We start from the raw sequence: 22,579 nt of genomic DNA, 5'->3' as shown, positions 1-22,579 counted from the left end.
TTGATCCGGCGCGCCGACGGGCGCGACCGACGCCGACGCGACGCAGGCGCACCGCTCACATAGTGATCCAAACCTGTCCCCTGTGCCAAAGTGCATGCGAGTTTGCAGGGGAATGGTTAAGATTTAATTAACGCCCGTCGGACCTGTCGTCGAAACCGAGGCGTCAGCCCCGCCGCAGGCAGGCCAGGTAAAACCCGTCGCCGCCCATCTGGGGCAGCCAGCGGCGATCGAAGTCCAAAACCCAGCCCTTTGTTTCAGAAAGGAATTTGGCGATCCGATCCTCGTTCTCGGCCCGGAACAGCGAACAGGTGGCATAGGCCAGCACACCGTCCTGCGCCGTCAGGGCGGCGGCCTTTTGCAGGATCTCGTCCTGGGTGCGGTTCAGATCGGCCAGAGCGTCCGTCGTCAGCGCCCATTTCCCTTCGGGGGACCGGCGCCAGGCCCCGCTGCCGGAACAGGGCACATCGCAAAGCACCAGATCAAAGGGCCCCTTAGGCTGACGGGCGATGGCCACATCCACACCGGCGCGGGCGGCGCGGGCGGGCAGATCGGACAGGCGGCCGGGATTGGCGTCATGGGCCGTGATCCGGGCCTGGACATGGGCCGCCATGGCCAGGGTCTTGCCCCCGCCACCGGCGCAATAATCCAGAATTGTCATGCCGTTGCGTAAAGGCAAGGCATCGGACAGGGCCTGGCTTGCGGCATCCTGAAGCTCGACCAGGCCGGTTTCATATGCGGTGCTGCGGGCGACCTGACGCGCGCCCGAAGTGACCTCGAGCGCGGTCGGAGACAGGGGATGTTCCTGCGTCTCGATTCCGTCACGCAGAAGAGAGGCCCTGGCCGTTTCCAGATCGCCGCGGGCGGTGTTCACCCGCAGGAACACGGGCGCACGCTGGCGCAGTAGCGCGGCGGCCCTGGCGGCATCGGCGCCCAGGGCCTCGGTCAGCAGGGGCCAGATCCAGTCGGGCATGTCGCCCGCCACGGGCGCGGGGGCCTCGGCCAGGGCGGCCTCGACATCGCGGCGCAGCGCGGCGGTCTCGTCCTCGGTCAGCTGTGCGGGGGCATGGCCCTGTCCGGTAAAGGCCTCTTCCGGGGCCCGACCCTGCGCCAGAAGCTGGCCGAACATCAGGCCGCGCCCGGTCATCCCGCCACCAAGCAGCGCATAGGACCGGCGACAGCGCAAGGCGTCGAACACATGATCGCGGATCGCCGCCCGATCCTTGGAGCCCGCAAAGCGGCTGCGCCGCGCCCAGCCGGTCAGAACCTGCTCGGCCGGCTGGCCATCAAGGATACTGTCCAGCAGCTCGGCTGCGGTGGCGATGCGGGCGTCGGGGGTCATGGGCGGCTCCGGTATTTTTGGCGGGCATACAGCGGGCGGGGCGCAAGGAAAAGCCTTCCTCTTGGGGCGTGGAACGATATGAAGGGCCGGATCCGGGGAACATCAGGCGACGGGGACAGGATGAAGGCAGCGGCATTGCTGGGCGATATCGGCGGCACCAACAGCCGCTTTGCGCGGGTGGATCCGGGCGCGGGGTCCGACAGCGCGATCAGGGACAGCCTGTTGATCCGAAACGACGATTTCCCCGACACGCGGGCGCTGTTCGACCATGTTCTTGGGCAGTTCGGCCCGGTCGATCAGGCGGTGATCGCGGCGGCGGGGCCGGTGCGGGGCGGCCGGGTGGCGCTGGCCAACCGGGACTGGCAGCTGGATCAGGCCGAGCTGCAGGCGCGGATCGGCGGGCCAGTCCGCCTGATGAACGACCTTGCGGCGCATGTGCTGGCGGTGCCCGACCTGGGGCCGGGCGATGCCCGCATCCTGCGCGGGCCAAAGGCGGATCAGCCGGGCAACGGGCAATGGCTGGTGGTGAACCTGGGCACCGGGTTCAACGCAGGCCTTGGGCTGCATGTGGCGGGGCGTCCCGTCAGCCCGGCGGCCGAATGGGGCATGACCGCCCTGCCCCGTCCCGTGGCCCAGGTGCTTGAGGCCGAGGGGCTGACCCCGCCCGCGATGCTGGACGATCTGTTCAGCGGGCGCGGCCTGTCCTGGCTGGGCAACCAGGTCACCGATCCGCAGGGCGTGATGACCCGGGCCTTGGCGCGGATGCTGCAGGTGCTGATCACCGGGACGCTGCCGCTGGACGGGGTGCACCTGTGCGGCGGCGTGGCGGCGGCGTTGTTCCCGGCCACGGGGCCACAGGACACGACCCGCCAGCTGATCGGAGCCCTGAACGGCGCGGACTATCGCTATCCCTTCCTGCGCCATGTGCCCGTGGCGATCCTGGACGCGCCGGACGTGGCGCTGATCGGCTGTCGCGCGGCCCTGCCCCGCGACTAGCCGGCGTATCGCCAACCACGCGCGACGCCGGGATCAGGTCATCCGCTTGATCAGGTTGGTCTTCCACCAGAACTGGTGCACCAGAACCGCACCCACATGCGCAACGACCAGCCAAAGCAGCGCGGTCGTCATCAGCTCGTGCCCGCCGGCGGCGGGGCCGACGCGGCCGAACCAGGCGGCAAGCCCGGTCAGGGGGATCAGCACCAGCAGACCGTAGATGCCCCAATGGGCCAGCTTGGCGGCGATGCGGAAGGGCTCGGGTTCTTCCTGCGGGGCGTCGGGGACGCCGTGGCGGGCGCGCAGCCCCAGACGCGCGATGACCAGCAGAAGCACCGCGACACCGATCACCACATGCGCGACCGAGGTCACGGTCCAGGTGGTCACGCCGCTGTCCATCAGGGTGTGGAACATGCGGCCCATGCGATCAAAGACGAAATATTGCAGCAGCAACAGCCCGACGACGGCCCAGTGCAGGACCTTCTGCAGGCGGCTGTAGCCTTCTGGCGCGGTGGTATCGGGAAAATGGGATGCGGTGGCGGACATCGGCGGCCCCTTTCTTGACTGGCTTTCAAGACTGGAACGCAGAAACGGGGCACTTCCGTCGCCGGAATTCGACAAAAAATCCAAACGGTCGGCAGCCATGCAGCGGGGACATGGCCCGGGGCATTTAGGCCCCGGGGGCGAGCGCAAAAAAGGGGCGCAGGAATAATCCCACGCCCCCTTTCCCTGCTCGATGCTCTTTTGATCAGAAAGTCTTGGCCAGGGACACCTTCAGCGTGCGGCCATTGGCGTTGCGGGTCGCCAGGTGCGGCCGGTAGGTGCGGTCGAACAGGTTCTCGACACCCACGCGGATCTCGGTCCCGTCGAGGGCACCGTCCTGCGGGCGGTAGACGGCGCGCAGGTTGTGCACCGCATAGCCCTTGGTCGGGGTGGTGGCGCGGGTCATGTCCGCGGCGGCCACGACCTCCCAGCTGAGGTCGAAGGTCTCGCCCCATTTCTTGCCGAACGAGATCTGCGCAGTATCGGCGGGAATGCCCGACCAATCATAGGTCGTGCCGCTTGCCGCGCCCGTCCCGCGTGAGATGTTGGCGTTGAAATCGACATACAGACCCGAGGTATGGGACCAGGAGGCCTCAAGCTCGACGCCCTTCATGTCGACCGTTTCATAGGGCGCGCGCGTCGGGGTGGTATAGCTGGTCACGTCCCACATGTGGGTGCGATAGGCCACGACCTTCAGCGCCAGCGTGTCGCCGGCCGCGACGACATTGCCGCCATCATAGGAAAACCCAAGCTCGGCCGTGGTCGCCTTTTCGGACTGGGTCATGTAGGCGGGCGTGCCCAGATCGTCGAGGATCGGCAGGTTCTCGTTGTACCAGGCCCCGCCCAGAAGCTTGAAACCGCCGCCCAGGTCGACCGTGCCCGAGACACCGCCCATCAGGGCCGAGTTGTTGTAGGTGCCATAGCCGCTGCCACCGATTTCCTGCGTCTCGTACCGCAGTTCAGGCGACAGGGTGAAATTGCCCATCGACATGTCGTCGACCACAAAAAGCGCCAGCCGCTTGTCGACGCCACCGGGGGCCGAGTTCGCATCCAGACGTTTGCGGTGCGTGTATTCGATGCCGGTGCGCAGTTCATGCGCGATCATGCCGGTGTCGAGATAGGCGGTGTTCTTGATCAGAAGGCCCGTCGTCTCATAGCGGTGATCGGCATTAACCGAGGCAAAGCCGCCGGCCGGGAAACCGCCAGGAAAGCCACAGGGGTTGGTGGGATCGTCACAGGTCGAGCTTCCGGCGACATATTCCTGATCGATCTTCTGGTCGGAATAGCTCAGTTCAACCCGCAGGTTGACCAGTTCGGTGTCGGGCGCATCGAAGTCATAGCGCAACACGGCGGTGCGATCTTCGGTCTGCCGGTCGACGTTGCCAAAGCTGCCGCCGGTGGTGCCGAAAGTGTCATAGGGCACGTCGCGTTCGTCGGTGCTGGTTTCGGACAGAAGCAGGCTGATCTTGTGCTGATCCGCATCGCCAAAGGTCAGGCGGCCGTTGATCAGCCAGGACGGCAGGTCGTAACCGGACGAAGACCGCGCCACCCCGTCGCCGTCGCTGGTGATGCCCATGTGACGGTAGGTGTAGTTGCCCAACACCTCCAGGTTGCCCTGCTGGAACGCGCCGATGGTCGAACTGACCAGCCCATCCCCGTTCGAGGAATATTCCAGCGTCTGACGCAGGCGGAAACCGTCTTCGCCCTTGGTCAGGTCGCTGGCGTGGATCGGTTCCAGCAGAAGAAGCCCGCCAAAGTTGCCCGAGCCATATTCGAAGGTGCCGCCCATGCCGCGCTTGACCACGGCCTCACGATACAGCGTGGGGTCCGTGTAAAGCTGGGTGCCGATGCGATACAGTTCTTCGCTGCCCTTTTTCGCGCCGCCGACCTGGATGCCGACCTTCTGGTCGGTGCCATAGGTGCCGGTTGCGCCAAAGCCGCGGATGTTGATCCCCGATCCTACGGGCGATCCGCCGTTGATCAGGTTCACGCCGGGCACGCTGTCGACCAGTTCGGCGATGGTGGCGGCCTGACGGTCCTTGATTTCCTCTTCGTCCACAACGGTTTCCGAGGTGCTTTCGTCAACCTGAACGGCACGTTTGCTGTTGACGGTGATAGGGGCGAGATCGACGGTCTCCTGCGCCAGGGCAGGCATAGCGATCAGGCCGGCGGCACTGCACATCAGCAGCGCGCGCAGGGATTGCACGGGCATGGGGTCCCCTTCCAGTTTGAGTGGGTGTCTTGCTGGCCTGGGGCTGGCGATTTTTGTAAAGTGTGACCGGGCTTTCGCTCTCGGCTCTTGCGTCGCCTAAGGTGTCCGAGTAAAACTGTCAAGAATTGACGTGGCGATTTTGTCACGCATCCGCCAGCCGCAGCCCGCGCGCCAGCTGATCCTCCCCACACTCGTCAGCACCAAAGGATCACGCATGGCTGTGAACACCCTTCCGCAATCGACCGACCCCGCCACCCTGCGCCAGGCACAAAAGGACGCGACCCTGCGCCCCCGCGACCTGGCCGATCAGCTGGGCGTGAGCGAAGCGCATCTGCTGGCCGCCCGCACCGGTCAGCACGATGGTCACAGCGTCACGCGCATCGACCCGCACCCCGACCGGCTGATGCCCGCGCTGGAAAAGCTGGGTCCGCTGATGGCGCTGACGCGCAACGATTCCATCGTTTCCGAGGTCACGGGCACCTATGGCGGCTACCGCGCCGGCGATCACGCCGCGCTGGTGCTGGGCGACCAGATCGACCTGCGCATCTTCCCCAAGCACTGGGTGCACGGCTTCGCGGTCGAGGCCGAGACCAAGCAGGGTCTGCGCCGGTCCTTCCAGATCTTCGATGCCGCGGGCGATGCGATCCACAAGGTCTATCTGCCGCTGGATGCCGATCCGACCGACTGGCTGGTGCTGCGCGATCAGCTGGCCACCGGGAATACGTCCGATACGCTGGACACTGCCCCCCGCGAGGCAATCGAGGACGCGATCACCGATGCCGACAAGGTCGAAAAGCTGCGCAGCGAATGGGACGCGCTGACCGACACCCATCAGTTCCTGATGCTGACCCGCAAGCTGCGGATCAACCGTCTGGGGGCCTATCGCATGGCTGGTGAGCCCTATGCACGCCGCCTGCCCGCCGCCGCCTTCGGGCAGCTTCTGACCGCCATGGGCGACACCGGCACCCCGGCGATGATCTTTGTCGGCAACCAGGGCTGCATCCAGATCAAATCGGGCAGCTATGGCGCGGTGAAACCCATGGGGCCCTGGCTGAACTACCTGGATCCCGGTTTCGACATGCACCTGCGCAACGACCACGTGGCCGAGGTCTGGGTCGTGACCAAGCCGACACGCCGCGGGCCTGCGGTCTCGGTCGAGGCCTTTGATGCCAAGGGCGGGCTGATCACCCAGATCTTCGGACATCGCACGGCGGATGTGGATCACAACGGGGCCTGGATGGACCTGGTGGCGGGCTTCGCAACCGCGCAGGAGGCCGCAGAATGATCGCCCGTTCCCTCGTTCGCCCGCTTCTTCGCCCGGTCCTGTCGTCGCTGCTCTGTGCGGCGGCACTTGGCGCAGCGCTTCCGGCCCAGGCCGATCCGGCGTCGCGCGTGGTGTCGATTGGCGGATCGGTCACCGAAATCGTCTATGCCCTGGGCGAAGAGGATCGCCTTGTGGCACGCGACACGACCTCGAACCACCCGGCGGCTGTGCTGGATCTGCCCGACGTCGGCTATATCCGCGCGTTGTCGCCCGAGGGCGTGCTGTCGGTGTCGCCCGATCTGATCCTGACCGAAGAGGGCGCAGGTCCCCCGGAATCCGTTGATCTGTTGCGCCAGGCCGACATTCCCTTTGCCGAAGTGCCCGACGGCTTCACCGCCGAAGCGATCCTGGCCAAGATCCGTGCCGTCGGCGCGGCGCTTGAGGTCCCTGAGAAGGCCGAGGCCCTGGCCGAAACCGTCGGCGCGGACATGCGGGCCGCGCTGGACAGCGTCGATGTCAAAGACAAGCGGGTGTTGTTCATCCTGTCGATGCAGGGCGGGCGTATCCTGGCCTCGGGCACGGATACGGCGGCGGCTGGCATGATCCGGCTGGTCGGGGCGCAGAATGCCGTGACCTCGTTCAGCGGCTACAAACCCCTGACGGACGAGGCCGTGGCCCAGGCCGCCCCCGATGTGATCCTGATGATGGACCGTCAGGGCGATCATGCAGCAGCGAACGATCAGCTGTTTGCCAACCCGGCGATCTCGACCACCCCGGCGGCCAAGTCGCGGGCGGTGGTGCGCATGGATGGCATGTACCTGCTGGGCTTTTCGGTGCGCACGCCCGATGCGCTGCGCGATCTTGCGGCGGCCCTGAACGCCGGCCATGGCGACGCCGAAGGGTAAGGCAATGGTTGCGCTGGATCTGTCCTTTGCTGCCCGTGACGGCGACCGCGCCGCACGGGCCCGCGCGGTTACCCTGCTGCTGTCGCTGCTGCTGATCATCGCCGTCCTGATGAGCCTGGCCATCGGGGCCGCGGGGACCTCTTTGTGGTCGACGCTTGGCGCGTTGCTGCGCGGCGAAGAAATCAGCCTGACCGACCGGGTGGTCCTATGGCAGATCCGCGCGCCGCGCACCCTGCTGGGCATGGGCGTGGGCGCGTCACTGGCGGTTTCCGGGGCGCTGATGCAGGGGCTGTTCCGCAACCCGCTGGCCGATCCGGGCATCGTCGGTGTCGGCGCGGGGGCCGGGCTGGGGGCCATCGCGGCCATCGTGCTGGCGGGGCTGCTGCCCGCCGCGCTGGCCGATCAGCTGGGCTATTACGTGGTGCCGGTCGCGGCCTTCCTGGGCGGCTGGGGCTCGACCCTGCTGCTGTATCGGGTGGCGACACGGGCGGGACGGACCTCGGTCGCGGTGATGCTGCTGGCGGGGATCGCCTTGGGGGCGCTTGCGGGCGCGGTATCGGGCATCCTGGTCTACATGGCCGATGACACGCAGCTGCGGGATCTGACCTTCTGGGGGCTGGGATCGCTGGCCGGGGCGACCTGGTCCAAGGTGCTGACCGGGCTGCCGATCATGCTGCCCGCGCTGATCGCCGCGCCCTTCCTGGCGCGGGGGCTGAACGCGCTGACGCTTGGGGAATCCGCGGCCTTTCACCTGGGCGTGCATGTCCAGCGGGTCAAGAATATCGCCATCCTGTCCGTCGCGGCGGCCACCGGGGCGGCCGTGGCCATGTCGGGCGGCATCGGCTTTGTCGGCATCGTGGTGCCGCATCTGCTGCGCCTGGCCTCGGGGCCGGATCATCGCCAGCTGCTGGTGAACTCGGCCCTGCTGGGCGCGTCGCTGCTGCTGCTGGCGGATATCGTGTCGCGCACCATAGTGGCCCCCTCCGAGCTTCCCATCGGGATCGTTACCGCTGTTCTGGGCGCGCCGGTCTTCCTGTGGATCCTGTTCCGTCAGCGCGGGGTGCTGGACCTATGAGCGTGCTTGCCACAGATGTCCGCGTCCGGCTGGGGCGCACGCAGATCCTGCACGGTGTCGACCTGACCGCACGCGCCGGAGAGGTGACCTGCATCGTCGGCCCGAACGGATCGGGCAAGACGACGCTGATGAAGGCCCTGACCGGAGAGATCCCCTATGACGGGCGGATCGAACTGGAGGGGCAGGACGTGGCCCGCCTGACCCCGGATGCGCTGGCGCGGCTGCGCGGGGTGCTGCCCCAGGCGTCCGCCCTGTCCTTCCCCTTCACGGTGCAAGAGGTCGTCAGCCTGGGGCTTCTGGACCGTCGCGATCCCCGCCCGGTGCGGCATGCGCTGGCGCAGGTCGGGCTGCTGGACCTGGCGGCGCGCTTTTACCAGGACCTGTCCGGCGGGCAGAAACAGCGGGTTCAGCTGGCCCGCGTCCTGACCCAGATCGGCACGCCGGTCTGGCATGGCGGCGCGCGCTGGCTGTTCCTGGATGAACCCGTCTCGGCGCTGGATATCGCGCACCAGGTGCAGGTGATGCAGATCGCGCGGGACTTTGCCCTGGGCGGCGGCGGCGTGATTGCCATCATGCATGACCTCAACCTGACGGCCATGTTCGCCGATCATGTGGTTGTCCTGCGCGACGGTGCGGTGCTGGCCTCGGGGTCGGTGGCGCAGACCATCCGGCCCGAGGTGCTGGAGCCCGCCTATGGTTGCCGGATGAGCTTTGGCACCCAGCCGGGAAGCGATATTCCCGTGATCCTTCCGCTGCTTGCGCCACAGGCGGGGGCCGCGGACCGGGCGGGCGCGGCCTGATATCCGCGCCCCGACTTTAGCTCTGCTAAAATTTTGCCTTGACCTTCGCCGGATACGCGGCTCATTTTCACCCGGACTATAGAATTCCCGGAAGGAGCCGCCATGACCCGTCTAGATCGTCTGCGTGACCAGATGAAACGCGAGGCGGTGGATCTGGTGGTCCTTGCCCCCGGCGCGCATATGCTGTGGCTGACCGGCCTGGCCCCGCATGGCGATGAACGCCCCCTGCTGCTGGGCGTGTCCCTGACGGGGGCCGGGTTCGTCATGCCCGCGCTGGAAGCAGAAAGCGCCCGGCGCGGCACCGACCTGCCCTTTGTGACCTGGACCGACACCGAAGGCCCGGATGCGGCGCTGGATCAGCTGCTGTCCGATCTGGATGCGGGCGACGCGGGCGTGGTGGTTCTGGACGAATGCATGCGCGCCGATCACGCCGCACTGGTCACCGACCGCCTGCCCCGCGCCACCCGTCGCTTCACCGCAAGCACCATCGGGGCGCTGCGGATGCGCAAGGAGGCGGGCGAATACAAGCTGCTGAAACAGAATGCCCTGGCCGCCGACCGTGCCATGCAGGCGGCCTGGGCCGCGATGACGCCCGGTATGACGGAAACGGCGGTTGCGCAGGTGGTCCGTGACAGCTTTGCCGCATCGGGTGCGCAGCCGCTGTTTGCCATCGTCGGCACCGGGGCCAATGGCGCCATGCCGCATCACCAGACCGGGGACAGCGCGCTGGCCACGGGCGACAGCGTCGTGATGGACATCGGCGGGCGCATTGCGGGCTATTCCTCGGACATCACGCGGATGGCGGTGCTGGGCAGCCCGTCCGAAGACTACCTGTCGGTGCATGCGGTGGTGGAAGAGGCCGTGCAGGCCGCCCTGGCCGCCGCCCGCCCCGGCGTTCCCGCCAGCCATGTCGACCTGGCCGCGCGCCAGGTGATCGCGGACGCGGGCTATGCCGAAGCCTTCCTGCACCGCACCGGCCACGGCCTGGGCAGCGAGGTGCATGAACCGCCCTATATCACCGGTGCGTCTGACACGATCCTGGACGAAGGCATGGTCTTTTCGATCGAACCGGGGATCTACCTGCCCGGCCGGTTTGGCATCCGGCTGGAGGACATCGTGATTCTGCGCGCCGACGGCCCCGAGATCCTGTCGGACCTGCCGCGAGACCTGAAGGTGATCGCCTGAACCGCCATCCCTGCCCCGCCCAAGCCTGACGCCGCGCCGGTCATCCGGCCCAATCACAGGCCGAACCCTTGGCCGACCCGACGTCATCATCTTTAGCCTGACTGCAAAAGTCTTGACCATCTGGTAAAAGCAGCCTTACCGTTTACTCGTGCTAAAACGACAGGACACCATTCCGACAACGGAGAGACCGCCCCTGGGCGACGCGCTGCGCCAGCGCCGGAAAGAGCTTGGCCTGTCGATGCAGTCCGTGGCCGATCAGGCCGGGCTGTCCGTGGGCTTCATCAGCCAGGTCGAGCGCGGCATCTCTGCCCCGTCGCTTGGATCGCTGACCTCGATCGCGGGGATCCTGGAGATTCCGCTTTCGGCGCTGCTGGACCAGCCGCAGGCCAGCACCGGCCAGACCCTGCGCGCCGCGCGCCAGACCTTTGCCATCGCCGAGGACGAGCTGAGCTATGAGCGGCTGTCGACCCGGTTCAACCATTCCCAGCTGAATGCGCTGATCGTGCACGAGCCTCCGGGCCACCGCTACGAACCCATCAGCCACCCCGGAGAAGAGCTGTTCTACATGCTCTCGGGGACCATCACGATCGAGATCGAGGGCGACCGCCATGTGCTGGGCCCCGGCGATTCCATCCATTTCGACAGTCACCGGACGCATTCTTCGTGGAACCACGGGGATCAGGCGGCGTCCTTCCTGTGGTGCGGGACCGTGGATGTCTTTGGCGACAAGCCATCGGCCATCCCCCCGCTGCATCAGGCCCCGGTTGCGGTGCAATCGGATCACCCGAATTCCCAAGAGCAATGATATGATGGCGCAGGTGCCCACTTCGGTGGTCCATGTGGACCATCATCAGACGGAAGCGAACTGGGATGTTTCGCGGCAGCCGCGACAAGGCTGCCCGGCTTGGGCCCACGCGGCCTAAGGCCGGGGCAAAAGCCACAAGGGGACGCGGCAGCCAAGGATTGCCGCCTTCCAAATCAGACCAAGACCAAATCAACACCAACCAAGTCCAACAGGGAGAATTCCATGAAGACGATGACAGGACTACTGGCAGCTGCGGCGCTTATGTCGACCACGGCGCTGGTAAACGCCGAAACGCTGCGATGGGCCCGTTCGGGCGATGCGCTGACGCTGGATCCGCATTCGCAGAACGAAGGTCCGACCCACACCATCCGTCACCAGATGTACGAACCGCTGGTGATCCGTGACGTCACCGGCGCCTTCGAACCCGCGCTGGCGACCGAATGGGCCCCCAAGGCCGATGACCCGACCGTCTGGGTCTTCAAACTGCGCGAAGGCGTGAAATTCCACGGTGGCGAAGACTTCACCGCCGAGGATGTCGTCTTCTCGTTCGAACGTGCGATGCAGCCGAACTCGGACATGAAGGAACTGATCGGCTCGATCAAGGAAGTGCGCGCGGTCGACGATCTGACCGTGGAATTCGTGACCGACGGTCCGAACCCGATCCTGCCGTCGAACCTGACCAACCTGTTCATCATGGACAAGGGCTGGACCGAGGCGAACAACACCGTGAACGTGCAGGATTTCGAAGGTGGAGAGATCACCTTTGCGACCACCAACGCCAACGGCACCGGCCCCTACGTTCTGACCAGCCGCGAGCCTGACGTGAAAACCGTCATGACCCGGAACGAAGCCTACTGGGGACGTGACCAGTTCCCGATGGAAGTCAGCGAAATCATCTACACCCCGATCCAGAACGCCGCGACCCGCGTCGCCGCCCTGCTCTCGGGCGAGGTGAACTTCCTTCAGGACATGCCGGTGCAGGACATCAGCCGCGTCGATCAGGCCGAAGGCCTGGTGGTCAAGCAGGCCCCGCAGAACCGCGTGATCTTCTTCGGCCTGAACATGGGCGCGGATGACATCGAGGCGGACAACGTCGAAGGCAAGAACCCGCTGGCAGACGTGCGCGTCCGCAAGGCGATGTCGATGGCGATCAACCGCGATGCGATCAAGCAGGTCGTGATGCGCGGCCAGTCCGAGCCCGCGGGCATGATTTCCCCGCCCTTCGTGAACGGCTGGACCGCCGAGATGGACGCCGAAAGCACCACCGACGTCGAAGGTGCCAAGGCGCTGATGGCTGAAGCCGGTTATGGCGACGGGTTCTCGATCCGTCTGGACTGCCCGAACGACCGCTACATCAACGACGAAGCGATCTGTCAGGCGGCCGTCGGCATGCTGGGTCAGATCGGGGTCAAGGTGAACCTGAACGCGCAACCCAAGGCGCAGCACTTCCCGCTGATCACCGACAGCAAGACCGACTTCTACATGCTGGGCTGGGGCGTTCCGACCTATGACTCGGAATACATCTTCAACTTCCTGGTGCACGGCCGCGAAAGCGACATCGGCACCTGGAACGGCACCGGCTTTGACAACGACGAGATCGACGCAAAGATCGCGACGCTGAAGTCGAACACCGACCTGGACGCCCGGAACGCGGATATCGCCGCGATCTGGCGCGTGGTGCAGGATGAACAGCTGTACATCCCGATCCACCACCAGGTGCTGAACTGGTCCATGGCAGAAGGCGTTGGCATCACCGTCGACCCCGAGGACCAGCCGAAAGTCAAATACTTCACCATGAAGTAATCGCGTCCGGGCCGTCCCGCATCCCCGCGGGGCGGCCCCCTTCCAGGGCCCCGACCCGACGCTTTGCGACAAAGCTTCCAGGGCCCCTGACGCCCGCATTCAACCACTCGCGGACAGGGTTATCACACGGTTATGCTCTCCTTTATCCTCAAACGTATCGGTCAATCTGCGCTGGTGCTGCTTGTCGTCGGCCTTGTCGCCTTTTCGATGTTCCGCTTTGTCGGCGATCCGATCGACAACATGCTTGGCCAGGAACGGACCCAGGCGGATATCGACCGGCTGCGCACGCAGCTGGGACTCGATCAGCCCTTCCCGGTGCAATACTACAAGTTCCTGCAAGAAGCGGCCCAGGGCAACTTTGGCGTCAGCTACCGGCAGGGGCGTGAAGTGTCCGAAATCATCCTTGAACGCGCGCCCGCGACGCTTGAACTGGCGGCCGTCTCGGCGCTGATCGCCATCGCGCTTGGCATCGCCTTCGGGGTCTATACCGCGATCCGACGAAACGGGTTCCTGGCGAACTTCATCATGTCCGCCTCGCTTGTCGGGGTATCGCTGCCCACCTTCCTGATCGGCATCCTGCTGATCTACATCTTCTCGGTCGAACTGGGCTGGCTGCCATCCTTCGGGAGGGGCGAGACAGTGCGCCTGGGCTGGTGGACCACCGGCCTGCTGACCGAAAGCGGGCTGAAGTCGCTGATCCTTCCGGCAATCACCCTGGGTCTTTACCAGATGACGCTGATCATGCGGCTGGTGCGGTCCGAGATGCTTGAGGTGCTGCGGCAGGATTACATCCGTTTTGCCCGTGCCCGTGGCCTGTCCGACCGGGTGATCAATTTCCGCCACGCGCTGAAGAACACCATGGTTCCGGTGATCACGATCATCGGCCTGCAACTGGGCGCGATCATCGCCTTCGCGATCATCACCGAAACGGTGTTCCAGTGGCCCGGCATGGGACTGCTGTTCATCAACGCGATCCAGTTCGTCGACATCCCCGTGATGGCTGCCTACCTAATGCTGATTTCGGTGATGTTCGTGGTGATCAACCTGATCGTCGACATCCTTTACGCCTTTATCGATCCTCGCATGCGGGTGAGCGGCTGATGAGTGACCAAACCATGACCAAATCCCCCTCTCGTCTACGCCGCGCGCTGGACAGTGACCTGTACTACGCCTTCCGGACCTCTCCGGTGGCGATGATCTCGGCCTTCGTGTCGATCCTGCTGATCCTGGCGGCGGTCTTCGCGCCGCTGGTCGCGACGACGAACCCCTTCGATCCGTCCAGCCTGAACCTGATGAACGGCTTCACGCCGCCCATGACCGACAACGCCTTTACCGGCGACAGCTTCATCATGGGCACGGATGACCAGGGGCGCGATGTTTTCTCGACCATCCTTTACGGCATGCGGATTTCGCTGTTCGTGGGCGTCGCGGCGGTGCTGTTCGCGCTGGTGCTGGGCGTGATCCTGGGCCTTCTGGCGGGCTATGCCGGGGGCTGGACCGACACGATCATCATGCGCGCCGCCGATGTGCAGCTGACCTTCCCGTCGATCCTTGTGGCCATGCTGGTCTTTGGCATCGCCAAGGGCATCACGCCGGTGGAATACCGCGACCAGATGGCGATCTGGGTGCTGATCCTGGCCATCGGCCTGTCGGACTGGGTGCAATTCGCCCGCGTCGTCCGCGGTGCCACCCTGGTCGAGAAAAGCAAGGACTACGTCGCCGCCGCCCGGCTGATCGGACGTCCGCCGCTGGCCATCATGCTGCGCCACATCCTGCCGAACGTGCTGTCGCCCGTTCTGGTGATCGCCACCATCTCGCTGGCGCTGGCCATCATCGCCGAGGCCACGCTGAGCTTCCTTGGTGTCGGCGCACCGCCCACCCAGCCCTCGCTTGGGACGCTGATCCGCATTGGCCAGCAGTTCCTGTTCTCGGGCGAATGGTGGATCCTCTTCTTCCCGGCCTGCACGCTTCTGGCGCTGGCGCTTAGCGTCAACCTGATGGGCGACTGGCTGCGTGACGCATTGAACCCGAGGCTGAAATGACCGAACCGATCCTTTCCATTCGCAACCTCACGGTCGAAATTCCCACGCGGCACGGCATCTTCAAGCCGGTCGAAAACGTCAGCTATGACATCCGGCCCGGCGAAATCCGTGGCGTGGTGGGCGAAAGCGGGGCCGGCAAATCAATGACCGGCAACGCGGTGATCGGCTTGCTTGATCCGCCGGCGCATATCTCGCAGGGCGAAATCTGGCTGAACGGCCGCCGCATCGATGCGCTCGACCCCGAGGAAAAGCGCCGCATCCGCGGCAAAGAGATCGGCATGATCTTCCAGGATCCGCTGACCTCGCTCAATCCGCTGTTCACCATCGGCGAACAGCTGGTCGAGACGATCCAGCTGCACCTGGGCTTCACCCAGGCCCAGGCCAAGGCCCGCGCGCTGGAACTGCTTGAGGCGGTGTCGATCCCCAACCCGCCCGAGCGGTTCAACCAGTATCCGCACCAGTTTTCGGGCGGCATGCGGCAGCGCGTGGTGATCGCGCTGGCGCTGTGTTCGGAACCTTCGGTGATCGTGGCGGATGAACCGACCACGGCGCTGGACGTGTCGATCCAGGCGCAGGTTCTGGACCTGATCAAGAAGCTGGCCCGCGAACGGCAGATCGGCGTGATCCTTGTCACTCACGACATGGGCGTGATCGCCGATACCACCGAACAGGTGACGGTGATGTATTCCGGCAAGGTGGTGGAAAGCGGCACGACGGATCAGATCCTGGGTGCCCCGACGCATGAATACACCAAGTCGCTGATCTCGGCCGTGCCGCGCCCGCATGAAAAGCAGTACCGCTTCCCGCAGGTCAGTTATGGCGGCCGCGAGACGGTCTTCAAGGTCGAGGATCTGGCCCGCAACTGGCCCAAGACCCAGGCCTCGTCCTCGGGCAAGATCCTGTCGGTGCAGGGGCTGACCAAGCGCTTTGTCGAGAAATCCTCGATCATCCCGTCGCGCCAGACCTATTTCACCGCCGTGGACGAGGTCAGCTTCGACATCCACGACGGCGAGGTCTTTGGCATCGTCGGGGAAAGCGGATCGGGCAAGTCGACGGTGGCACGGATGATCGCCACGCTGCTGCCGGTGGACGGCGGCAAGGTGATGTTCGACGGCAAGGACGTGACCCGGCTGGATCGCGAAGGCCAGGCCTGGTATCGCCGGCAGATCCAGATGATCTTCCAGGATCCGTTTTCCAGCCTCAATCCCCGGATGAAGGTCGGCGACATCGTGGCCGAGCCGCTGTTGCACCACAAGATCCTGCCCCGCAACCAGGTCGAGGCCCGCGTGCGAGAGCTTCTGGACAAGGTCGGCCTGGCCAGCGATGCCTATCGCAAGTACCCGCATGAGTTCTCGGGCGGGCAGCGGCAGCGGATCTCGATCGCGCGGGCGCTGGCGACGCAGCCACGCTTCCTGATCTGCGACGAACCGACTTCGGCGCTGGACGTGTCGATCCAGGCGCAGATCCTGAACATCCTGAAGGACCTGCAGGAACACCTGGGCCTGACCATGCTGTTCATCAGCCACGACCTGCCGGTGGTGCGCCAGATGTGCGACCGGGTCGGGGTGATGCAGCGTGGCAAAATGGTCGAGGTCCAGGAGACCGAGGCGCTGTTTTCCGCGCCCGAACATCCCTATACCCGCGAACTTCTGAACCTGATGCCGCGCCTGGCACAGCTGTCGGACTGATCCGCGCAGACCCCGCATGCGAAACGGCCGCCCTGATCGGGGCGGCCGTTTTCTTTGCTGAGACCTTGGCCTAGGGCTCCAAGCCCTCGGGCAGGTCCTGGGCCTTGCCCCCTGCCCCAAGCTCCAGCGCGGCGTGCCAGATCGCGCGGGCCCGGATCAGCGGCACCTGCCGCGCCGGGGCATCGATCCAACCGGGAAAAACCACCGTGCCGTCCCAATCCGCGTCCCGCGTGTCCCGCCACTCCACGTTCAGATGGATCTGGGCGTGGTCGAACAGATAACGCAGCGCATGGGCCGGCAGGGTCACGGTCATCTCGGGATCCGGGTGCCAGTCGGTTTCTTCCTCGTTCAGGGGGGCGCGCAGATGCTTGACCGCAAGGGCCATGGCGCGGGCCTGAAGGCTGACGCGGGCAATGACCTGCCGCCGCTGCGGGGTCAGGTCCTCATCCCGCAGACCGTTCAAAAGGCGGGCGAAATAGGCTGTGCCCCTACGCGCCAGCAAAAGATCCCCCGCCGGGGCCGAAGGCGCATCGTAACGGGCCCCCGCCCCCTGTCGCGCCCTCAGGGCCTGCTGTGCTGCCGTATCGCTCATGCGGGGTCCGAGGTCTTGCGGCGCATGAAGTTCAGCCTCTCCATGATCGGGGCATCGCTGAAACGGAAGATGTCGAACTGCGTCTCGGCCTGCAGCTGCCACGAAATCCACGAAGGCACCACGAACATGTCCCCTTTGGAAAGCTTGCGGGTCTCGCCGTTCAGAACCACGCTGCCCTCGCCTTCGAAGACCTGGAAGACCGAGGATCCGACTTCATGGGTCAGGGGTGTCTCGACCCCGGCGCGCAGACGGTGGAATTCGCAGCGGATCGTCGACATGACATCGCCGCCGGTGGTCGGGTTGGTATAGCGGATGGCGGCATGCCCTTGGCCTGCGGTGGCGGGCACGCCTTCGTCCTCAAGCAGCAGCTGTTCGGTCAGGGCGCGGTCGGTATATTCCCAACGATAGGCCCCGATCGGCGAAGACACGGTGTCCTGCAGCTGCGACAGGGGCCGCAGGCCGGGATGGCACCACAGCCGTTCCCCGCGCGAATAATTCGGCGTTGCATAATCGGTTACCCGGTCCGATCCGAACTCGAAAAAGCCCACGTCCATCTGCTGACTGAAGGGGATGTCCAGCCCGTCGATCCAGGCCATGGGATGATCGGTGTCGTTGTGGTGGCCGTGGAAATGCCAGCCCGGGGTCAGCAAGAGGTCGCCGCGCGACATGCGCACCGGATCGCCGTTGACGACGGTCCAGACGCCTTCTCCTTCGATCACAAAGCGGAAGGCGTTCTGGGAATGGCGGTGTTCAGGCGCGGTTTCGCGTGGGCCAAGGTATTGGATCGCCGCCCAGAGCGTCGGTGAGATATAGGCATTCGGCGCAAGGCCCGGATTGGCCAGACCAAGCGCCCGACGTTCGCCGCCGCGCCCCACGGGCACCAGTTCGCCGGCCTTTTCGGCCAGCGGAAGCAGGTCGGACCAGCGCCACAGATAGGGCACTGCCTTGGACTTGGGATGTACCGGCATCAGATCGCCCAGCTGCGTCCAGAGCGGCATGATCGAGAGCTTGTCAAAGCTGTCGTATAGCGCGCGAAGTTCGGGCGTATCGTTGGGTTGCATGGAATGCGCGACGGTGTCGTGGGTCAGCTGCTCGTTCATGGTAGTCCTTTCAGATGCGGGCCGGGTGGTGGGGTCAGGCGGCGTCGGGCTGGCGCGGCGGCGCGGCCTTTGCAAAGGCGGGAAGCGTTTCGAGATGTTCAAAAATGGTGCGGATCGTCGGCCAGCGATCCAGCGGGATCGCAAAGCGCCGGTTGTTCCAGACCTGCGCATACAGGCAGACGTCAGCCATGGTCGGCGTGTCCCCGAAACAGCAGCGCCCGCTGCGCGGATCCTTGGCCAGTGCGTCTTCGAGGGCGTCGAAGGTCAGGCTGACCCAATGGGTAAACCACTCTTTCTGGGCTTCGTCATCGGCCCCGAACTGATCACACAGGCGGAACAGAACGCGCAGGTTGTTCAGGGGGTGGATTTCGCAGGCGATCATGTAGGACAGCGACCGGACCCAGGCCCGGTCGTCGGGATCGCGCGGCAAAAGCGGCGGTTCCGGCTGCACCTCGTCCAGCCATTCGATGATGGCCAGCGACTGGGTCAGGTTCACGCCGTCCCCCCGTTCAAGCGTCGGCACAAGCCCTTGGGGATTGCGCCCCAGATAGGCCGGCGTGCGGGTTTCCCCGTCGCGCAGGACGTAAGGAACATACTCATAGGGCAGCCCCTTGAGGTTCAGCGCCGCCCGCACGCGGGTCGAGGTGGAAGAGCGGAAGAAATTGTGCAGCCGGAGATCCATGTCGTCTTAGTCCCGCCCTGCTTCGACGATCTTCTGCGCCAGCCCCTCGGGGTTGGTGGCAAAGGTCGAATGGCTGCCCGGCATGGCGACCAAGCGATACAGGCCCAGCTTTTCCGACAGGCGGGGGTGCCAGGGGTAGGACGCGGGCTGAGAGATATCTTCATTCATCAGAAGAAAGCTTTTGCCGATCTGCATTGCCGCGGGATCGGTCGACAGGACTATCTTGTCGGCCATGGTGCGGAAGGGCTGCGGAACCAGCGTGTCGAAATGGTGCTGACAGTCTTCCAAAGAGGCATCGTTCATAAAGGCTTCGCGGAAGATCGGGAACGGGAAGCCGACGGTGCCGCTCGCATCGCCCATCTCCTGGAACATGGCGGCGTAATGGGGCGGCACCATATCCATCAGGCTTTCGCCGTTGTTGGGCACGAAGGCGCTGTAGTAGACCAGACGGCGGATCCGGCCCGGTGCCAGACGGTCCGCGACGCCGGTGATGACCATGCCGCCCCAGCTGTGCCCCAGCAGCACCGCATCGTCGATCTCTTCCTCCTCGAACAGATCCACGACCGAGCCGATGGCATCGTCGAGCGTGACCTTGGTCGGGTCATCGCCCGCCCGGTTGCCCTTGGTCGTCGGGCACCAGACCTGATGCCCCTCTGTGCGCAGGATCTCTGCGACCTTGTCAAAATGGGCACCCGTGTGGGCCGCTCCGTGTACCAATACGAATTTCATGGTGTCCTCCCTTATAGTGTGGCCTTTGACTATGGCCTTGTTGACACCGGCCCCAGCTGGCCTGTCTGGCTTGCCCGGGGGCGGTGTGCTGCCTGAATGGGGTCAGTCGCGCGGGGCGATCGGTGTCTCGATCCGGCCAAGTCCCGCGATCTCGACCACGCAGGTGTCGCCGGGAACCAGCGGGCCGACTCCCTCGGGGGTGCCGGTCATGATCAAGTCACCGGGGGCCAGCGCGATAGACTGGGACAGGATCGAAATGATCTCGGGGACGGACCAGATCAGCTTGGCCAGGTCGCTGTTCTGCCGGGTCTCTCCATTGACCGACAGGGTGATCGCCCCCGAAGCCACATGGCCGACCTCAGATGCCGGATGCACCGGGCCGATCACGGCCGAGCGGTCAAAGGCCTTACCCCAGTCCCAGGGACGCCCCTGTTCGCGGGCCTGCAGCTGCAGATCCCGGCGGGTCAGATCATTGCCGACGGCATAGCCCCAGACGTGTTCCAGCGCCTTGTCCTCGGTGATGGCGGTGCCGCCGGTGCCGATGGCGACGATCAGCTCGGCCTCGTAGTGGAAGTTCCCGGTTTCGGGCGGATAGACAACCGTTTCACCGCTTTCGACAACGGCATCGGCGGGTTTAGTGAAGAAGAAGGGCGGATCGCGCTCTGGGTCCTTGCCCATCTCGACCGCATGGGCGGCATAGTTGCGGCCCACACAGAAGATGCGGCGGACAGGGAAACGGGCGTCCGTCCCTGCGACAGCAACGCTGGCCTGTTTGGGCGGGTCGATGACGAAACTCATGGGATATCCTTTGTCTTTGGTCGTTCAGGTGTCGGAAACGGGGGCGGCGGCGGGCGACGGACGGGTCCCGGCCATCAGCCAGAGCGCGGCCAGCAGAAGGAAACCCGCACCGTTGATCCACAGGGTATGCGCACCGCCCACGCCGGGCGGCAGCATCAGGGCGACGCCGGCAGCGCCTGTGGCCAGGCGCAGCGGCGTGGCGATCGGGCCCCGCAGCCAGCCGACGAAGGCCGCCGAGACCGCGTAGACCCCGATCACAGCGGTCGAGACCGCAAGCGCGATGTCGCCCGGTTCGCCGATCAGCAAAAGCGCCGGCGAAAAGACGAAGAGGAAGGGCACGATATAGGCCGTCCAGCCAAAGCGCATCGCTTCCCAGGCGGTGGACATCGGGCCGGCCTTGGCGATGGACGCAGCGAAGAACGCCCCGATGCCAATGGGCGGCGTCACCATGGACATCATGCCGAGGTAGAAGATGAACAGATGCGCGGCGATCGGCTCGACCCCGGTTTCGACCAGTGACGGCGCGATCAGCACGGCCAGTAGAAGGTAGACCCCGACCGTCGGCATGCCCATGCCCAGCACCAGACAGACCAGCGCCGAGATCAGCAGAAGCAGGAACAGGCTGCCCTGCCCCAGATCGACCAGCGCAAAGGTGGCGGCAAAGCCCAGTCCGGTCACATTGAGCACACCGATGATGAAGCCTGCGGCGGCCGAGATCATGATGATCTCGGTGATGGAGCGGCCAGTTTCGACAGCAGCATCCCAGAGATCGCGCAGCGCCATGCGGGTTTTGCCGTAGCCCAGGAACAGCCCGATAAAGAGCGCCCCAGCCCCACCCCAAAGCGCGGCCGTCTCGGCCCGCTGGTTCATCCAGAAAAGCGCGATGATGATTGCCGCGAAGGGCAGGATAAAGACCCAGCCCCGGCGCAGGACCGGCCCGGTGGCGGGCATGTCCGACGTGTCCAGCGGCACGATGTTTTGCTTGGCAGCCTGCAGGTCGGCCTGCACGAACAGCGCCACGTAGTACAGCAGCGCAGGCACGATGGCGGCCACGACGATTTCGCTGTAGGGCCGTTGCAGGATGTCGGCCATCAGGAAGGCCACGGCCCCCATGACGGGCGGCGCGATCTGCCCCCCGGTCGATGCGACGGCCTCGACCGCGGCGGCGGTGGTGCGCCGGAAGCCCGATTGGATCATCAGCCGGATGGTGACGACCCCGGTGGCCACGATGTTCGACACCACCACCCCCGAGATCGAGCCGAAAAGCCCCGAAGCCACGATCGAGATCTTGGCCGCGCCGCCGCGCCGGTGCCCCATGGAGGCCATGGCGATATCGTTGAAGAAATCCGCCCCGCCCGAGCGCAGCAGGAGCTGACCAAAGAAGACAAAAGCGACGACCACAGTGGCCGCGACCCCAAGGGTCAGGCCCAGAACGCCGTTTGGATCGAAGGCAAGGTAGACGGCCATGCGCGGGGCCGCGACCTCTCGGGTCTGCAAGGCACCGGGGACAAGGTGGCCGATCAGCCCGTAGCCGACGATCACCAGAACAACGATGACCAGCGTCCAGCCAACGGTGCGGCGCAGCCCCTCAAGCACCAGAAGGAACATCGCGCCCCCGACGATCAGCGCGTCCCAGGGCAGTGACATCGCCCGGCCGACCAGGCTGGGATAGAAGACCATGATGTAAAGCCCAAGGATCAGTCCCAGGCCGGACAGCGCCCAGTCGATCAGGCGCGGGGCGGCAATGCCGCCGGGCTGATCCCAGTCGCGGCGCGGCATCAGGAAAACCAGAGCAAGGCTAAGGCCCAGCACCAGCGCCAGGAATTGTTCTGTATAATAGGAATAGCCCAGACGGGACGGCAGATCCGCCGCCTGCACCACGGCCGCAATCGTCAGCAGACCGGCCAGACCGGCCACAACGGGGCTGGGTCGGGGTCCCTGGGGTCCGATATCGCTCACTTCGCTCACCTTGGCTCCTCCTGGGCGAATGTGCGGGGGGGGCCTGCGGGCCCGCCCCCTTCAGT

General features: G+C 65.4%; 20 protein-coding genes. 11 read left to right on the top strand and 9 right to left on the bottom strand.

Annotated elements, in window-relative coordinates; genetic code table 11:
* Positions 1-163: 163 nt before the first annotated feature.
* Positions 164-1,339, bottom strand: a complete 1,176-nt coding sequence (locus tag BMX99_RS05415) for an RsmB/NOP family class I SAM-dependent RNA methyltransferase (RefSeq protein ID WP_093448168.1) — start codon at positions 1,337-1,339, stop codon at positions 164-166.
* 120 nt (positions 1,340-1,459) lie between these two features.
* Here BMX99_RS05415 and BMX99_RS05410 point away from each other — a divergent pair, with 120 nt between their 5' ends.
* Positions 1,460-2,335, top strand: a complete 876-nt coding sequence (locus BMX99_RS05410) for a glucokinase (protein ID WP_170848775.1) — start codon at positions 1,460-1,462, stop codon at positions 2,333-2,335.
* A 33-nt stretch (positions 2,336-2,368) separates the two neighbouring features.
* On the opposite strand, the gene BMX99_RS05405 is transcribed toward BMX99_RS05410, so the two are convergent.
* Positions 2,369-2,878 carry a cytochrome b gene (locus BMX99_RS05405; RefSeq protein WP_170848776.1) on the bottom strand — a complete coding sequence of 170 codons (510 nt, stop codon included), beginning with the start codon at positions 2,876-2,878 and terminating at the stop codon, positions 2,369-2,371.
* Between the two features lie 202 nt (positions 2,879-3,080).
* Positions 3,081-5,087 carry a TonB-dependent receptor plug domain-containing protein gene (locus BMX99_RS05400; protein ID WP_093448161.1) on the bottom strand — a complete coding sequence of 669 codons (2,007 nt, stop codon included), beginning with the start codon at positions 5,085-5,087 and terminating at the stop codon, positions 3,081-3,083.
* A 214-nt stretch (positions 5,088-5,301) separates the two neighbouring features.
* On the opposite strand from BMX99_RS05400, the gene BMX99_RS05395 reads away from it, so the two are divergent.
* From BMX99_RS05395 to BMX99_RS05350, 10 genes are all read left to right on the top strand, one after another.
* On the top strand, positions 5,302-6,372 hold the full coding sequence (locus BMX99_RS05395; protein WP_093448159.1) for a hemin-degrading factor: 1,071 nt from the start codon (positions 5,302-5,304) through the stop codon (positions 6,370-6,372).
* On the top strand, positions 6,369-7,256 hold the full coding sequence (locus tag BMX99_RS05390) for a heme/hemin ABC transporter substrate-binding protein (protein WP_093448156.1): 888 nt from the start codon (positions 6,369-6,371) through the stop codon (positions 7,254-7,256). Before BMX99_RS05395 ends, BMX99_RS05390 begins: the two co-directional genes overlap by 4 nt.
* Positions 7,257-7,260: 4 nt before the next feature.
* Positions 7,261-8,331: a FecCD family ABC transporter permease gene (locus tag BMX99_RS05385; protein WP_093448153.1), complete on the top strand. Its 1,071-nt coding sequence runs from the start codon at positions 7,261-7,263 to the stop codon at positions 8,329-8,331.
* On the top strand, positions 8,328-9,131 hold the full coding sequence (locus BMX99_RS05380; RefSeq protein ID WP_093448150.1) for a heme ABC transporter ATP-binding protein: 804 nt from the start codon (positions 8,328-8,330) through the stop codon (positions 9,129-9,131). Before BMX99_RS05385 ends, BMX99_RS05380 begins: the two co-directional genes overlap by 4 nt.
* A 102-nt stretch (positions 9,132-9,233) precedes the next feature.
* Entirely contained in the window at positions 9,234-10,316 is a 1,083-nt protein-coding gene (locus tag BMX99_RS05375; protein WP_093448148.1) for a M24 family metallopeptidase, read from the top strand.
* Between the two features lie 148 nt (positions 10,317-10,464).
* Positions 10,465-11,121, top strand: coding sequence for a helix-turn-helix domain-containing protein (locus BMX99_RS05370; protein ID WP_244525577.1), 657 nt, complete (start codon positions 10,465-10,467; stop codon positions 11,119-11,121).
* A gap of 222 nt (positions 11,122-11,343) precedes the next feature.
* Complete coding sequence (locus BMX99_RS05365; protein WP_093448143.1) at positions 11,344-12,924, top strand: ABC transporter substrate-binding protein; 1,581 nt, start codon at positions 11,344-11,346, stop codon at positions 12,922-12,924.
* A 132-nt stretch (positions 12,925-13,056) separates the two neighbouring features.
* Complete coding sequence (locus BMX99_RS05360) at positions 13,057-14,025, top strand: ABC transporter permease (protein WP_093448141.1); 969 nt, start codon at positions 13,057-13,059, stop codon at positions 14,023-14,025.
* Positions 14,025-14,966 carry an ABC transporter permease gene (locus BMX99_RS05355; protein ID WP_093448138.1) on the top strand — a complete coding sequence of 314 codons (942 nt, stop codon included), beginning with the start codon at positions 14,025-14,027 and terminating at the stop codon, positions 14,964-14,966. The genes BMX99_RS05360 and BMX99_RS05355 overlap by 1 nt, the downstream gene beginning before the upstream one ends.
* A complete protein-coding gene (locus tag BMX99_RS05350) occupies positions 14,963-16,654 on the top strand; it encodes an ABC transporter ATP-binding protein (RefSeq protein ID WP_093448136.1) in 1,692 nt (563 codons plus the stop codon). Before BMX99_RS05355 ends, BMX99_RS05350 begins: the two co-directional genes overlap by 4 nt.
* Before the next feature lie 70 nt (positions 16,655-16,724).
* On the opposite strand, the gene BMX99_RS05345 is transcribed toward BMX99_RS05350, so the two are convergent.
* The 6 genes from BMX99_RS05345 to BMX99_RS05320 form a co-directional block, all read right to left on the bottom strand.
* The gene (locus tag BMX99_RS05345; RefSeq protein WP_093448134.1) at positions 16,725-17,246 is read right to left on the bottom strand and encodes a DinB family protein; all 522 of its coding nucleotides are present in this window, start codon (positions 17,244-17,246) and stop codon (positions 16,725-16,727) included.
* Entirely contained in the window at positions 17,243-18,346 is a 1,104-nt protein-coding gene (locus tag BMX99_RS05340; protein ID WP_093448130.1) for a cupin domain-containing protein, read from the bottom strand. Before BMX99_RS05340 ends, BMX99_RS05345 begins: the two co-directional genes overlap by 4 nt.
* 34 nt (positions 18,347-18,380) lie before the next feature.
* Positions 18,381-19,028 (bottom strand): maleylacetoacetate isomerase, encoded by a 648-nt coding sequence (gene maiA / locus BMX99_RS05335; protein ID WP_093448127.1) that lies wholly within the window; start codon positions 19,026-19,028, stop codon positions 18,381-18,383.
* A 6-nt stretch (positions 19,029-19,034) separates the two neighbouring features.
* The gene (locus BMX99_RS05330) at positions 19,035-19,757 is read right to left on the bottom strand and encodes an alpha/beta hydrolase (RefSeq protein WP_093448124.1); all 723 of its coding nucleotides are present in this window, start codon (positions 19,755-19,757) and stop codon (positions 19,035-19,037) included.
* Between the two features lie 102 nt (positions 19,758-19,859).
* Entirely contained in the window at positions 19,860-20,555 is a 696-nt protein-coding gene (locus BMX99_RS05325; protein WP_093448121.1) for a fumarylacetoacetate hydrolase family protein, read from the bottom strand.
* A gap of 24 nt (positions 20,556-20,579) precedes the next feature.
* Entirely contained in the window at positions 20,580-22,523 is a 1,944-nt protein-coding gene (locus BMX99_RS05320) for a TRAP transporter permease (protein WP_093448119.1), read from the bottom strand.
* Positions 22,524-22,579 lie beyond the last annotated feature (56 nt).

Origin of the sequence: Pseudooceanicola nitratireducens, assembly GCF_900109195.1 — a bacterium.
GTDB classification, from domain to species: Bacteria; Pseudomonadota; Alphaproteobacteria; order Rhodobacterales; family Rhodobacteraceae; genus Pseudooceanicola; species Pseudooceanicola nitratireducens.
This window is presented reverse-complemented; position numbering and strand designations above follow the sequence as displayed.

Bases quoted from the DNA above. Each gene is read 5' to 3' on its own strand.
- BMX99_RS05360 (WP_093448141.1), top strand. From the start codon at position 13,057: ATGCTCTCCTTTATCCTCAAACGTATCGGTCAATCTGCGCTGGTGCTG.
- BMX99_RS05330 (WP_093448124.1), bottom strand. From the start codon at position 19,757: ATGAAATTCGTATTGGTACACGGAGCGGCCCACACGGGTGCCCATTTT.
- BMX99_RS05380 (WP_093448150.1), top strand. From the start codon at position 8,328: ATGAGCGTGCTTGCCACAGATGTCCGCGTCCGGCTGGGGCGCACGCAG.
- BMX99_RS05405 (WP_170848776.1), bottom strand. From the start codon at position 2,878: ATGTCCGCCACCGCATCCCATTTTCCCGATACCACCGCGCCAGAAGGC.
- BMX99_RS05325 (WP_093448121.1), bottom strand. From the start codon at position 20,555: ATGAGTTTCGTCATCGACCCGCCCAAACAGGCCAGCGTTGCTGTCGCA.
- BMX99_RS05410 (WP_170848775.1), top strand. From the start codon at position 1,460: ATGAAGGCAGCGGCATTGCTGGGCGATATCGGCGGCACCAACAGCCGC.
- BMX99_RS05385 (WP_093448153.1), top strand. From the start codon at position 7,261: ATGGTTGCGCTGGATCTGTCCTTTGCTGCCCGTGACGGCGACCGCGCC.
- BMX99_RS05375 (WP_093448148.1), top strand. From the start codon at position 9,234: ATGACCCGTCTAGATCGTCTGCGTGACCAGATGAAACGCGAGGCGGTG.
- BMX99_RS05350 (WP_093448136.1), top strand. From the start codon at position 14,963: ATGACCGAACCGATCCTTTCCATTCGCAACCTCACGGTCGAAATTCCC.
- maiA (WP_093448127.1), bottom strand. From the start codon at position 19,028: ATGGATCTCCGGCTGCACAATTTCTTCCGCTCTTCCACCTCGACCCGC.
- BMX99_RS05340 (WP_093448130.1), bottom strand. From the start codon at position 18,346: ATGAACGAGCAGCTGACCCACGACACCGTCGCGCATTCCATGCAACCC.
- BMX99_RS05415 (WP_093448168.1), bottom strand. From the start codon at position 1,339: ATGACCCCCGACGCCCGCATCGCCACCGCAGCCGAGCTGCTGGACAGT.
- BMX99_RS05390 (WP_093448156.1), top strand. From the start codon at position 6,369: ATGATCGCCCGTTCCCTCGTTCGCCCGCTTCTTCGCCCGGTCCTGTCG.
- BMX99_RS05345 (WP_093448134.1), bottom strand. From the start codon at position 17,246: ATGAGCGATACGGCAGCACAGCAGGCCCTGAGGGCGCGACAGGGGGCG.
- BMX99_RS05395 (WP_093448159.1), top strand. From the start codon at position 5,302: ATGGCTGTGAACACCCTTCCGCAATCGACCGACCCCGCCACCCTGCGC.
- BMX99_RS05365 (WP_093448143.1), top strand. From the start codon at position 11,344: ATGAAGACGATGACAGGACTACTGGCAGCTGCGGCGCTTATGTCGACC.
- BMX99_RS05400 (WP_093448161.1), bottom strand. From the start codon at position 5,087: ATGCCCGTGCAATCCCTGCGCGCGCTGCTGATGTGCAGTGCCGCCGGC.
- BMX99_RS05355 (WP_093448138.1), top strand. From the start codon at position 14,025: ATGAGTGACCAAACCATGACCAAATCCCCCTCTCGTCTACGCCGCGCG.